This is a genomic window from Lachnotalea glycerini (assembly GCF_003201285.1).
GTDB lineage: Bacteria > Bacillota > Clostridia > Lachnospirales > Lachnospiraceae > Lachnotalea > Lachnotalea glycerini.
This window is the reverse complement of record NZ_QICS01000004.1, coordinates 248,699-262,866: the sequence shown is the minus strand read 5'-3', so window position 1 is coordinate 262,866 and position 14,168 is coordinate 248,699. Positions and strand designations below refer to the sequence as shown.

Annotated in this window: 9 protein-coding genes; all 9 read right to left on the bottom strand. The window is 35.7% G+C overall.

The genetic code is table 11. The features are described 5' to 3' along the window. Positions 1-30: 30 nt before the first annotated feature. The 9 genes from C8E03_RS10860 to C8E03_RS10820 all read right to left on the bottom strand — a co-directional run bounded on the left by C8E03_RS10860 (position 31) and on the right by C8E03_RS10820 (position 14,161). Positions 31-1,356 (bottom strand): glycoside hydrolase family 53 protein, encoded by a 1,326-nt coding sequence (locus C8E03_RS10860; RefSeq protein WP_094378461.1) that lies wholly within the window; start codon positions 1,354-1,356, stop codon positions 31-33. Between the two features lie 230 nt (positions 1,357-1,586). Beyond that, positions 1,587-3,545 carry an amylo-alpha-1,6-glucosidase gene (locus C8E03_RS10855; RefSeq protein ID WP_110291057.1) on the bottom strand — a complete coding sequence of 653 codons (1,959 nt, stop codon included), beginning with the start codon at positions 3,543-3,545 and terminating at the stop codon, positions 1,587-1,589. Between the two features lie 31 nt (positions 3,546-3,576). Further along, on the bottom strand, positions 3,577-4,446 hold the full coding sequence (locus tag C8E03_RS10850; protein ID WP_094378463.1) for a sugar ABC transporter permease: 870 nt from the start codon (positions 4,444-4,446) through the stop codon (positions 3,577-3,579). Next, positions 4,446-5,840 (bottom strand): carbohydrate ABC transporter permease, encoded by a 1,395-nt coding sequence (locus C8E03_RS10845; RefSeq protein ID WP_110291056.1) that lies wholly within the window; start codon positions 5,838-5,840, stop codon positions 4,446-4,448. The genes C8E03_RS10850 and C8E03_RS10845 overlap by 1 nt, the downstream gene beginning before the upstream one ends. 135 nt (positions 5,841-5,975) lie before the next feature. Next, entirely contained in the window at positions 5,976-7,241 is a 1,266-nt protein-coding gene (locus C8E03_RS10840; RefSeq protein ID WP_170122975.1) for an extracellular solute-binding protein, read from the bottom strand. A 90-nt stretch (positions 7,242-7,331) separates the two neighbouring features. Next, positions 7,332-9,584: a glycogen/starch/alpha-glucan phosphorylase gene (locus C8E03_RS10835; protein ID WP_094378466.1), complete on the bottom strand. Its 2,253-nt coding sequence runs from the start codon at positions 9,582-9,584 to the stop codon at positions 7,332-7,334. Then, a complete protein-coding gene (locus C8E03_RS10830) occupies positions 9,562-9,777 on the bottom strand; it encodes a hypothetical protein (RefSeq protein ID WP_146212320.1) in 216 nt (71 codons plus the stop codon). The genes C8E03_RS10835 and C8E03_RS10830 overlap by 23 nt, the downstream gene beginning before the upstream one ends. 46 nt (positions 9,778-9,823) lie before the next feature. Further along, positions 9,824-12,088 (bottom strand): alpha-amylase family glycosyl hydrolase, encoded by a 2,265-nt coding sequence (locus tag C8E03_RS10825; protein ID WP_207657802.1) that lies wholly within the window; start codon positions 12,086-12,088, stop codon positions 9,824-9,826. A gap of 165 nt (positions 12,089-12,253) precedes the next feature. Further along, a complete protein-coding gene (locus C8E03_RS10820; protein WP_110291053.1) occupies positions 12,254-14,161 on the bottom strand; it encodes an alpha-amylase family glycosyl hydrolase in 1,908 nt (635 codons plus the stop codon). Between the last annotated feature and the right edge of the window lie 7 nt (positions 14,162-14,168).

Sequence of the window (14,168 nt, the reverse complement as noted above, 5' to 3'; positions counted from 1 at the left end):
TCTCTGACAATGTTATTTATTATAAATCTGCTAATGTTTAGAAGCAGCATTCTTCAAAAGATTAAATACCTGTAAGGAATCCAATGCTTTTCCATTTGTGTCAAACATCGCCATGTTATCCCAAGAGCTTCCTTTATCTTCTGTTGCATATTCGATAATGCTATTATGAAAGAGCAATTCATAATTTCCGGATACTGAGGAAGCAAAACCTGTTCCATATAATCCGCTGCTTGCTGCATCCGTACCAATCCATGCTGGTTCCCAATAAAAGCCTCCAAGTCCGTAACCTTTTGTACCGGCTTGTGTGTTTACTGATGCAACAGCCATGAATACATCATAAATGGCTTTTTTTTGACCGGTAACACTGACTTCATATTCGGAATTTGACATATCACTTTGCGATCTTATGTTATTTTCTGTTGCATCTGCATTGGCAAAGGTATATGGATAAGCAGTTTCAGCTACCATTACTTTTTTATTATAGGTCTTTGCAATGTTTTTTAAAGTAACAGCTAAATTCTTAGGACTGCCATGCCAAAACGGATACGCTGAAACCGCAAATACATCATAATCAATTCCTCTGGCTGCAGCCTGCTCGGCATACCAAGAGGCTGTCGTATTGGGATCTGTAAAATGCAAAGCCTTTAAAATAGCCGTTTTCCCATTCAATCCATATTGTTTGTTGATAGCGTTGACCGCCTCACAGCCCTTTTGCATCGCTGCACCTACTCCGGTAGTAAGATTCCACACCCCATCATAAAGGCCTCCCATTCCAGCCATAGTTCCCATTGTCTCATTTCCAATCTGAACCATACCCACTTCCACACCCGAGGATAAAAGTGTCGAGAGCGAGCTATAGGTGAAGTCATAAACTGCATCGGCTTTTTGTTTCGGAGTATAATTTTTCCATGCTTTCGGTGCATATTGCTTGGCGGGATCTGCCCAAAAATCAGAATACTGAAAATCCACCAATAGTTTCATCCCATGCGTTTTAGCTCGCTGCCCGATTGCAATGGCCTTGTAAATATCATTATTTCCCCCTCCATAACCTTGATGCGTTTTTGTATCATAGGGATCATTCCACACACGTACTCGTATATAGTTCACGCCTGCTTCCTTTAGAATATCAAAAATGTCTCCTTGTGCTCCATTGGAATAGTAAAATTTTTGTCCCATTTGCTCAAATGCTATGATACTCGAAATATCTACTCCTCTAATAAAATCCTCCGTTATTCCCGTGTCCGTTTGAGCCGCTTTTACCTGACTGCTCGCCTGAGGTATTGCTGCCAGCCCGGTTAACATGCTTACCGCTAGAGCGATACGAACCAGTAAGCGTTTCTTTGTTGTTTTATTCATACATACCCTCCCTTTTATTGCGCAATATTACTACTATTGCGTTATATAATTGCGCTACACCTATATTTTATGTCAATTTTATCCAGTTGTAAATACATAATATTATACAAATATTACAATACATTCTTGTGTGTTTTTTTAATTTAAAAAGAGTCTGCGCAATTTTAACTAATTGCACAGACTCTTTTTATGTAACTGCTTCTTTTTTTATATCAATAACTTTTAACTTTTTATTTCAAATTTTCTAAATTCTCAAGCTTTGCGTAAACCCTTAATAGTTCTCCAACACTCCAAGCCTGAGCAAAACAGCCCCTGGATACAGAAGGGGTTTCTCCATCATAGATTTCAGCAATCTGACCTATGCACCCTTCTCTCATACAAGCTTTAAGTGCACATAACTGTTCTTTCACTTTGCTAACTGCCTCCCTTTTATAATCATTTACTTTAAGATATGCCAAATAATAAGCTCCCAAAGGAAACGCCCACACAGTTCCTTGATGATATGCCATATCACGGTTAAAATGAGTTCCACCATAAAATGGTTTATAGTCTTTATCATTTTTATTTAAACTGCGCAATCCATAAGGTGTATATAACGTTTCGTATACCTTATGAACAACCATTTTTTCTTTTTTGGGATCCAATAAAGAAAAAGGCTGAGAAACTGCCCATATTTGATTGCAACGTATTTGATTATCTTTTGCTTTCCCTGAAATAAAATCTTTCAAACAATCTTTGGATTCATTCCAGAATTTTTCACAAAAGCTGACTTTTACCAGCTTTGCAAGTTCTTCATATTGGATGTCTTTTTTCCCTAATAACCTTGCAAAATACCCCATAATTTTTAAATCATTATACCAATATGCATTGACTTCGACCGGTTTGCCATGCCTTGGCGTAGGAAGAATGTCTCCAAAACGAACATCCATCCAAGTTACCTGCTCTAATCCACTTCCAGCCATAATCAGACCGTCTGTATCCATTTTGATGTGATATTTTGTACCCTGTTGATACCATTTAATGATATCCTCCATTGCAGCATAAGCTTCCTTTACAAAATCAAGGTCATTACTTGCCTGATAATACTCATAAACAGCACCAATAAATAAAAGGGAAGCATCTACTGTATTATATAAAGGAACACTTTCACCCTCCGAAAATACATTGGGCATCAAACCATTTTGACAGTGCTCTAAGAACGTGCCAAAAATACTTTTGGCTTCCTTATAACGTTTAGTCACAATGCAACAGCCCACCACCGAAATCATTGTATCTCTTCCCCAGTCGGTAAAAAATGGATAACCTGCCATCAGTGTTTTTCCTTTGGTTGACTTTCTGTCTACAATATATTGGTCTGCACTTTTTACTAATTGTCTGCCTGTTGCATCTTTTATCCCAGACTGCTCCACTAGCCTGCTCTGCCTTTTAATCTCCTCTATGATTAAACCATCCAGTGTATGATTATTCTTTTGTGTACTATAGATAATGTCCAGCTTCTTCTTTTCAAAGCCTTTGACTTGTATGGATATATTATGGTTATGGGCAGTCACTCCAATGGATGCTCGGTCATCTCTTGCATCATAGCCATAATATAAATCATCGATATATTCGGTATCATAAACGCTAAGCTCTCCATTTGCAGTATAATAAATTTTAATTTTGTTACTGATAATTGTATCCTGTTTCAGCTCAAAAGATTGTTTTTTATTTAAAGTTTCCCCTTTTGGAACAAATTGAAGCTGTGGTGTTATAATTAATTTCACTTGACTTTTTCTGCTATTTGTAATCTCATAACGTATCCCGATTGTATTTTCACCATAAGCCATTACCGTTTGCTTTTTCATCTCAACTCCCTCAGCCTGATAGATCCAAATGGGATAATATTCAAACATAAATTGATTTAAATACAAAAATCCCATTTGGTTTTTGGCGTAATTCACGTATTCCTGACTCGATAATTCCACTTTTGTACCTGTCTCTAGTAAGATTGACTCTTCTAGTTTGGTAATGAGGTGATAACGATGATTGGGCGCAGTGGTACACGCCATTAATAATGCATGGTCATTTCGAGTATTAGAACCTATCATTGTCAAGGAGGAGTAACCGCCTAATCCATTGGTTATTAAATAACAGTTTTCCTGCCCTCTCTCCATTGTTTTCCAATCATTTTTTCCGTATATAAATTCCATGTATCCTCCACATTTTTTACATGATTCTGATTTAACCTTTCACTGCACCTGATACCCCCTCCACATAAAATCTTTGGGTTATTAAGAATATAATAGCAATTGGTATGGATATTAACACGCAGCCGGCAAAGAATTGGGTATAGTAATACTCAATAAACTCTTTTTCCAACATACTCCACAAACCAATGGCAATCGTATAATATTTTCTATCCTGACCAAGAATTACTTTTGCAAAGATATAATCTATCCATGGACCCATAAAAGATGTTAACAAGGTAATAGCAATTATTGGTTTTGATAAAGGTATGGTAATTTTACAAAAAACATCCCATTTAGTAGCTCCATCGATAAAAGCAGCCTCATCAATGGTTTTGGGTATGGTATCAAAGAAGCCTTTCGCTATATAAAACCCTAATCCGGCACCTCCCGAATAAACCATAACCAATGCCACTAATTTAAGTGGACCTGCTTCTAAGAAACCCAATCCTTTTAATATATAGTAAACAGCAATCATCGACATAAAACCCGGAAACATTCCTAAAATCATAGCAATTCTCATATATTTTTTACGTAGTTTAAACCTTAATCTCGACATAGCATAAGATACACTTAAAACAAAAAAAGCGGATAACAGGCAAGTAAAGATTGCAACAATCAAGGTATTGGTAAACCACCTGCTAAATGTTAAACTATTGGTCTGACTAAAAAGGTTTTTATAATTATCCAGAGTATATCCTCTTGGTAAAATATAGCTTTTATAGGTTCCGCCTTCTTTGCGAAATGATGTTAAGATAACAAAGAAGATAGGCAAAACCCATACTAATCCAAGAACAGATAAAAACACATGCACAATAGAATTAGAAACAAATTGCCGCACTGTTACAGATGTTTTCTTTTTCATTATTGGAAAGCCTCCTCATCTTTATAGGAACCAGAATGGCGATAAGTTAATAATGATAATGTTGCAAGTATGACAAAAACAATAATGCCGATAATCGATCCAATATTATAATCCTTATTTGTAATTGTTAATTTGTACAGCCAAGTAACTAACAAATCCGTCTTACCTGCGTAATAAAATTCGAGTGATTGAGGACCTCCTCCTGATAGCAAATAAATAACGTTAAAGTTATTTATATTACCAACAAAAGTAGTAATTAATGTTGGCGTTGTAACAAATAACATATAAGGTAAGGTTATTTTGAAGAAAGTGACAAAAGCATTTGCACCATCAACTTTTGCTGCCTCATATAAATCTTTGGGTATGTTTTGAAGTATGCCTGTGGTTGTTAACATGGTAAAAGGAACTCCAATCCAGATATTGATTATAATAATCGTTATTTTTGCCAATGTGGGATCTGTAAAAAATGGTATGGATTCTGTTGAACCAAGGATTCCAATGTTACGTAATATTGCATTAAAAGGACCATTGGCATTAAAAATAGTTCTCATAGTAAGTAAGGATACAAATTGTGGAACCGCAACAGACGTAACAAACAAAAACCTCCAGAACGCTTTCAATCGGGTTCCTTTACGATTAATCAACATAGCCAGCAGCATTCCTAGAATGTAGCAGGTAAATGTTGCAGAAATGGCCCATATTACAGTCCAGCCAAGAACCGGCCAAAAAGTATTGGCCAATGTACTTCCTTTTGAAAACATTGCAACAAAATTATCAAATCCCACCCAATCAAATAAATTCCCAGGCGGCTGATGATTTTTATCATAACTGGTAAATGCAATTAAAATCATAAACACAAGGGGAACGATGGTAAAACACAAAATTCCTATAACAGGCATAAATAGCAATGTTTTATGCAGGTTATTTTCTAATAAGGAATCTAAATCATCCCTAAAAGCAGGAATTTGCTTACTCAGTTCTAATCTTTTTTGTGTATCGTATGCACTTTTTACAGAAGTTTCTAAAAGCAAGATAATGCCAACAGTTAATATTGCCGTAATAACACCATAAAGCAGGCAAAGCATGGAATTGTCACCTTTCACATACTCATAAATCTGCTTTGTTTCATTAAAAACTTCTTCTTGTACACTGCTTCCTAATGTTATAAAGTTCTTAATTGAGCTAAAGCCAAAGCTTATCATGTAATAAAAATAAGCAATTTCCAATGACAGCATTAACAATCCGCGAAGTATCTGCTTATGAAGAAGGTTGCCTAAACCAAATATTACAAAAGACAGCTTCGTAATTTTATTTCCTTTACCAAAAGCAGTTTTAAAGCCAACATCATAAATTGGTGTGTTAATTTGAGACTTATTTTGCTTTTTATAAGCCATAATCCAACCTCTTTTCTCAAATGATAGAATGGGGAGCTGCCAAAACAACTTCCCCATTTACAATTTATTTTATTCTGTAACAAATACGTCAATTCAATCGTAATTTATTTTGCTCTTTATCATCCGAAAATTGTTTTATTCTACTACCAGAGAAGCAACAAAAGTATTTAATTTTTCTTGTACATTATCTTTGTTTAATTCACCGCTTCTGATTTCAGTAGCAATGCCTTCTACATTTGACCAATATCTTGAACTGAATTCAGTCGATGTGGGCTGCATGACAGATGCCGTGTTAGCTTCGTCTACAATGACTTTAGCAATTTCGTCAGCCTGAACTTCTGCTGATTCACCGGCCGTAAGATTAGTTGGCACCTGACCGCTTTCTTCAAAACGTTGCATTTGCATTTCTTCACTGCCAAGATATTGAGCAAAAGCTACTGCTACGGCAGGATAAGCTGCTTGAGAATTAACGCCGATTGCTTTGGAACCATAGAAGCTCTTTAATTGGTAGTCCGTTCCATCTGGGTTAAAGGTAGGAATTACAGATAAGCCCAAATCATCACCTAATGCATCTTTGTATAAATTGTAATTCCAAGAACCATCAAACCATGCTCCCACTCTATGATCTTGTGTTAATTCAGATAAAGAGACATCCTCCATATATGCACACTTAGGATTATGAATCAAATCAATTAAGTAGTTAGTTACCGAAACACCGGTTGCATTATTCCAGTCAGCTCCGGCTGAAAAATCTGTCTGGCTTTCCCCATAGACCGTTAAACCTGCTCCATAATACCAGGAGCTTAGTTTCCAGCCGCCAGCCGAATCAAAGCAAAAATTATATACATTATCCGCTGTTTCTTTTGCCATAATGCTTTCCACTGATTGAATATCATCTTCATTTAACAGTGATTTGTCATAATACATGAAGAATGTGTTATGCGTGAACGGAATCCCATAGATCGCTCCATCGATGGTTACGGTATTAGCAACTTCATTAGCCATGGTAGATTTCACCATCTCTTCAGCCAAGCCGCCTAGTCTTGCAATAGCTCCTGCATTTACTAATTCATTTAATTGGTCATTTGCAAAGAAGAATACATCACCTGCAGCAGTAACGTCTTTAAGAATTTCTTCTTTCGCCGTATCCTCGCCTTGCGTTTCAACTGTAAAAGTGATATTCCATTCTGGATGTAATGCCTGAAATGATTTCGTCATAGAATCCATTGTTCCATTTTGAATTTGATTTTCAGGTGCCCAAATTCTAAGCGTAACCGCCTCAGCCTCTACTGGTTCTTGTGTAACCTCCATAGATTGTGTTGTTTTTGTATCCTTACCACAGCCAGTCAAAGATCCGAACAATGTAGCAATCATAAGGAATGCCAAAAGTTTCATTTTCATAAATTTACCCTCCTTAAATTTAGTTATTGATGTGACAGTTGTCAAAAAAGTTTCTATCATAAAATGTGAAATCACATTTTACTTCATGTTTCATGATACATGCCATATATCCTTGTTATACTCGGCAATGGTTCTGTCTGAAGAAAAATATCCTGCTCTGCCAATATTGACCAACATCATCTTAGCCCACTTTTCTCTATTATTATAATCCGCTAACATTTCTTCTTTTTTCTTGATATATTCTTTGATATCCAATAGAGTCATAAACCAGTCTGTGTTAATTATCTCGTGGTAAAGACGCATTAAATTCTTTTTGTTCCCTATTTTTATAAGTGTATCACCGATAATGAAGTCCACCATTTGTCGTATTTCTTTGTCCCCTTCGTAATACTCTTTGGAAATATAGTCTCTGTTTTCATAATGCGAGATTACCTTTTCACTGGACTCACCAAAAATATAAATATTATCCTCTCCTACCAATTTCGCAATTTCAACATTTGCTCCATCCATGGTACCCAGAGTAACCGCACCATTTAACATCAACTTCATATTACCAGTTCCACTTGCTTCCTTTGATGCCAATGAAATTTGTTCTGATATATCACAGGCTGGAATTAGTTTCTCAGCTAAAGTAACATTGTAATTTTCTACCATAACCACTTTAAGATAGGGGCTTACATCTTTATCATTATTAACAAGCTCCTGCAAGCATAAGACCAAATGAATTATATCCTTTGCAATGATATAAGACGGTGCTGCCTTAGCTCCAAACAGAATGGTAATTGGAGTTGCAGGCTTTTTACCACTTTTGATTTCAAGGTACTTATGGATGATATATAATGCATTCATTTGTTGTCTTTTATATTCATGTAAACGTTTAATATGAATATCAAATATCGAATTTTCATCAATCTCAACACCTTGTGTTTTCAGTATATACTCTTTGAGACTTTTTTTATTTTCACGCTTGATCTGTAATAATGTGTTTAAAACTGTTCTATTCTCTACAAATGATAATAGTTTTTCTAATTCATCCGCATTCTTTTTAAATCCATTTCCTATTAGCTTTGACAGGTAAGCAGTTAATAGTGGATTGCAATGTATTAACCAACGTCGGAATGTAATACCATTCGTCTTATTATTAAACTTTTGAGGATAAATTTTATAAAAGTTATGTAACTCATTTTGCTTTAAAATCTCAGTGTGCAGTGCAGCAACACCATTAACACTAAAACTATAATGTATATCAATATGAGCCATATGAACTCTGTTTTTGGTATCGATGATATATACAGAAGAATCATCGTACTTTCTTCTTACCTTATTATCCAATATTTCAATAATAGGGAGTAACTGTGGCACTACTTGTTGCAGATATTTAATTGGCCACTTCTCTAACGCTTCGGCTAAAATGGTATGGTTCGTATAAGCACAGGTCTTTGAAACAATTTCAATTGCTTCATCTATTTCAATGCCTTGTTTGATTAACAAACGAATTAATTCTGGTATCACCATAGTTGGATGTGTATCATTAATCTGAATTACGGCATAGTCATATAAGTCATGCAGATTGCTTCCCTTAGAAATACATTCCTCCAATATCATTTGCGCACTGTTGCTTACCATAAAATATTGTTGATATATTCTTAAAAGTTCACCCTTTTCATCGCTGTCATCAGGATATAAAAACAAAGTCAGATTATGAGTAATGTCCCCTTTTTCAAAGGAAATCCCTTCTTTAACAATTGATTCGTCAACCGAATCAATGTCAAACAGATGCAGCCAATTAGTTCGGTTATCAAAGCCTGTCACTGCAATGTCATATAATTTTGAGGTTACCGTTAAGTCTTTAAATTGTACCATATATGATTTGTCACGTTTGATCAGCCAGCTTTCATCTGTCATCCATGGATTAACGGTTTCTTTTTGCCGTTTATCATTTAGTATTTGACGAAAGAGTCCCAAATGATAATTTAAACCAATACCATCGCCGTTGATTCCTAAAGTTGCAATCGAATCCAAGAAGCAAGCAGCTAACCTTCCCAGACCTCCATTTCCCAAAGAAGGTTCCAATTCTATATTTTCAATTTCTGTAATCGATTTATTGTTTTGCGTTAATAACTCACTTATTTGATCAAAAATTCCTAAATTGATAAGATGATTGGATAATAACTTACCAATCAGAAATTCTGCTGAGATGTAATATAATTTCTTCTTACTTCTTGTTCTATATTTCTTATCTGCCAATTCCTTTGTCATTTCCAATAATCCGAAATAAAGTTCTTCATTACTGCACTCAGATATTGTTTTTTTATATTTGTTATGTAAAATCTTTTCTAACATATACGTTCCTTTCTGATGGCACAACAAATCTTTTGCTGGAAAGGTTTAATTTTTTTAAGATTTTTACTTCCTTTTTAAACCTTTTAAAGGGTGCTTCTTCCCATTCCCCTTTTACGGCTGTTTCACAAAGCTGCGGGTATCTTCCAGTAGGTATCAAAGGCACGAACAATCCATCCCAAACCAATCCCTCCAAACTAATGTAAATCTCATCACCTGCAGTGTCATTACAATCGTTATATTTAGTTTTGGCTCCACATATAAACCTTGGTATCCACTACTCCTGTACTGACTGAACTAGAAGTAATGACACGATTGGAGGAACTTTCCCAGGTTACATTACCCTTTGCATCTTTTTTTATGAATTTAAACTTAAATGTAGTACCTGCAGGTACGCTTACAGGCAAATACCAATTTGGATATTCTGGGCAATGCATTGCTTCCGTGCAATTGTCAGGATTCCATGAACCCAATTCAGGTATACTGCCTACGACATAAATATTTTCACCGTAATTAGTCTGTGCATTTACATGGAAGATCATCTGATTTTGGTCACCTGATAATACATTGTATTTAAATACATTACTTTTTTGTTCCTTATTTGTTACCGTAATATCATTTATGCCGGCAGTCGCAGCTTCAGGTACCTCTGCAACAATTTCAGTATCGTTTGCCGAAAGCACCAAAGCTTTGGCTGCACCAAAGGATACCGTTGGATTACCTCCAAGTCTCTGACCAGAAATATATACTTTTTGTCCTGCTCTGCCCATCGTATTGATTACATCTCCAACATGAGGTGCCCCATCAGAATCATTTCCCATATCATAGGACCATATATCAACTTCTCCGCCTTGCAGATTCAAGCTGTCAATCACATGACTGCCATTGGAATCAGCAACCGTTACGCTATCACCATATAATAGCCCATCCAGAATATCCTCATATTTTCCGGTTGGAAGGCTCGTCTTAATGTTACTTATTGTATAGGAATGATCCGGTTGACGGTTAGCCGCAACAACAACATATTCATCAAAAAATTGGCGTTCAAAAACCAAAACATTATCATCGCTATATAAAATAGTAGTTGTGCCGTAAGCTACTGCATGATTGGTCTGTCTTAGTCCGGATAATGTGCCAATGACTTTATATGCTGTAGTATTTTCGTCGAAATCGGATGATGTCTGCATAAAGATACGGCCGGCATCATTTCCCGAGGTACCGGGATTTATATATTGCTCTGTGCCATAATAAATATTTGGAATTCCTCTCGATGTCAATAGTACCGCTAACGCAGCATGATATGGTTTCTGATTTTGTTGGATATAACCAAAACGACTGACATCATGATTATCAAGAAATGTTACAGTCTGATTCTCATAAGCATAATCAGTGGATGTATATAACAGCATTTTTCCGAAATCGCTCATTGTAGTTGAAAAGTTACCAAAAGTAGAGGTGGCCGCATTGTAAAATTCAAAATCCAGATTATTTACTCCGGTTCTCGTTGGAAAACTGATGTATTCACTGTATTTGTCACTTGGTCGTCCAATAAAGAACTCGCCAAAATTTGTAACCGTCTGTATGCTGTTGGTTGCATCCATTAAGCCACGGACATAAGCCGGATTCATATGTAATGTAGCATCATGACGAATACCATCAATACCTAATTTAGTCCAAAATCCTACTGCCTTTTCAAGATACGATACTACACTGGAATTCTCATGAGAGAAATCTGCTAAATTTGCTAAATCTTTGTTTCGATAGCTAAAAATATCTGTTTCACTATCCAAGCGATTGCCAAGATGATGAAACCAGCCGTTAGAATCATTATTAGGATCCGCCACAAGATTTTCAATGATACCATCTTGGTTGGCATCGTATGGCTTACCATCCGGGCCAATGGCATATTCACCATTCGTTAATAGATCCGGCTCATATAATTTGCCATCTGTGTTTGTATCGCTTGTATGATTTGTCACAAAATCAATGACAAGTTTTATACCGTTTGTATGAAGCTCATCTCTTAATTCTTTGAATTTATTAAGAGTTCCAAAGTGCTCGTTAGCAGCAAAATAATTACGTACATGATATCCATGGTATGCTACCCAGCTATTATTTCCACTTATAGTAGCCGCTTCACGATTCTCATAGGGTGCGGTTATCCAAACAGCAGTTATACCCATTTTTTTAAGATAGGATATCTTATCAATTATCCCTTGCCAGTCGCCACCCTGATAATGATTTAAGTTACTGCCTGTACCGTCGAAATAGGCTGAATCAAAACCATCCGGTATATTATTACTGGTATCTCCATCATAAAAACGGTCAGTAATAATCTGGTATATTACATCCTTTGCTGTCACTGGTCCTAGATTTGTATCATAACCTGATTCTGCCTGTACCTGTTGAAACGGTTGAGGTACAAAATTAGAAGTAATTAGAAGTGATACTCCCACCATTGTTGAAACAATTCCTTTAATCATTGATCGAAATTTCATTTTTCTCATATTGACCCTCCTTCAATATAATGTTTTTTAGTTACTCTGCTTCCTAAGTATCATTAAAAAGTATCTTCTCATATATGCTTTTTCTTATGTTTTCGTGTTGATGAATGACCTTTTTATATCAAACCACTTTTTACTTCTTCAAGCAAAAGCAGCTTAACATCATATTTACTCAATATTTATTTGAAATAAATAACTTTGATGCGCTGGCACTACAAACCTAAGTTTTTCCTTTTCTGTATCTGAATTAATATGATTACCAAAGAAATCCTCTTTTATTGTAATGTTTTTAATTCCAAAATAGTTCAATGGCAGTGTAACCTCCTGCTCTGTCGTATTCGTAGAGCAGACAACAAAAATCACTTCTGTTTCTGTAAATCTTGCAAATGCAAATACATATTCTTCATCAAAAACCACTTGAAAACCGCCATCACTCAAAGCTTCTGAATTTTGCTTTAACATTGCCAGCTTTTGGTATAGCAAATAGTTACTCCGAGTTTCTCTATCTAGTTTTAAGTTCCAGTTCATCGGAAAACGATATCCCTCATTATCTGTTATTCTCCCCGCAAGAAGTATTTCATCTCCATAATATAGATTTGGTGCTCCCGGTAAGGTAAATAGCATCATAACTGCTCCTTGATATTCCATTGGATGAATCTGCTTGTTATTATGTAATCTGGCTACATCATGACTGTCTAATAAATTAAATAACTGGTTGCAAACACAAAAGGGCATTTGGGAATAGTAGTCTAGTATTCTATTTTTTAACTGCCTTGCATTCATTTTCACTGGCACTGATTTTAGAATCTCATTTCTTATATGAAACAAATCAGTTTCTCCTAGAAATTCACGGATTGGTCTGGCACATCCGAAATAATTCATCGCCGAATCCCACTCATCTCCCTGAAACATTTTCGAGCAATCAGACCAATCCTCTGCCAGAATTAATAAATCTGGTTTTTCTTTCTTCAATTCATAACGAAGCTCTCTCCACACTTCGTGATAAACATCGGCGGTATCATTACGTGCCATACAATCCGCAACATCAAATCTCCAGCCATCAATCGAATAAGGAGCATGAATCCATTTTTTTAAAACCGAATGATAATCCCTATAAATCCTATTTCTCAATTCTTCTGAAGTATAGTTAAGCTTAGGCATTGTTTGAACACCTGCCCACGTATCGTAATGGTTCTCATCGTCAAAGAAATAAAACTCCCGTTCCTTTGCATTTTTATTTTGATACGCACCAACATTTGCTTCATAGAATTCATTATCACGATTGAACCATTTACTGGCTGAGCTAGTATGATTGACTGAGATATCTAAAAGTAATTTCATATTTCTCTTATGAAGCTCTTTTGATAATTCAGCAAATGCTTCTTCTTTGCCAAAATGAGGATCTACGTGAAAGTAATCAATACAATCATATTTATGCACACTCGGGGATACAAAGATAGGATTTAAATAGATCGCGGTAACTCCCAACTCTTGAAGATAATCCAATTTACTTTGTATTCCATACAAATCCCCTCCATAAAAATCAACGCCATGTCCTTCTTCCCATGTAACTGCCGGAGTATTCCACTCTTTCACCCGAACAGTCTCATAACCTTGATAGGTGTACTCCCCATCCTTTACGCTTATCTCCTGTTTTCCATTACAAAAACGTTCTGGAAATATTTGATAAAATACAGATTTTTTTACCCAGTCAGGCTTCTGATAATCTACTAATATGGTAAAATCTCTCGATTCATCCGGTATATAATCAGTTATTCTATATTGAGTGTAATAATAGACGCAATTCTTTGTGATTAAATAAAACTGATAATGCAGCTTTGTCTCCCAAACTGTAACATCATAAGTAAAGTACGTAAGACCATTCTTTTTTTCGAAAAGGTTCATGGTGTAGAGCTGCTCTATCCCAAATTCTTTTGTTCTTAACAAAACATGCTTAATATCTGGGTTGCTAAGCATTCGTAATCGAATGGAAATGGTTTCACCTTTCTTTGGAAAAGGATTACTTACATAATATTTTGAGCCATCTGAATATACACTATCTAACCATTGAAACAATTTATTT

Coding starts and splice junctions, on each gene's coding strand:
- C8E03_RS10855 (WP_110291057.1), bottom strand. CDS start 3,545: ATGGAATTTATATACGGAAAAAATGATTGGAAAACAATGGAGAGAGGG.
- C8E03_RS10850 (WP_094378463.1), bottom strand. CDS start 4,446: ATGAAAAAGAAAACATCTGTAACAGTGCGGCAATTTGTTTCTAATTCT.
- C8E03_RS10825 (WP_207657802.1), bottom strand. CDS start 12,088: ATGAGAAAAATGAAATTTCGATCAATGATTAAAGGAATTGTTTCAACA.
- C8E03_RS10835 (WP_094378466.1), bottom strand. CDS start 9,584: ATGTTAGAAAAGATTTTACATAACAAATATAAAAAAACAATATCTGAG.
- C8E03_RS10840 (WP_170122975.1), bottom strand. CDS start 7,241: ATGAAAATGAAACTTTTGGCATTCCTTATGATTGCTACATTGTTCGGA.
- C8E03_RS10845 (WP_110291056.1), bottom strand. CDS start 5,840: ATGGCTTATAAAAAGCAAAATAAGTCTCAAATTAACACACCAATTTAT.
- C8E03_RS10860 (WP_094378461.1), bottom strand. CDS start 1,356: ATGAATAAAACAACAAAGAAACGCTTACTGGTTCGTATCGCTCTAGCG.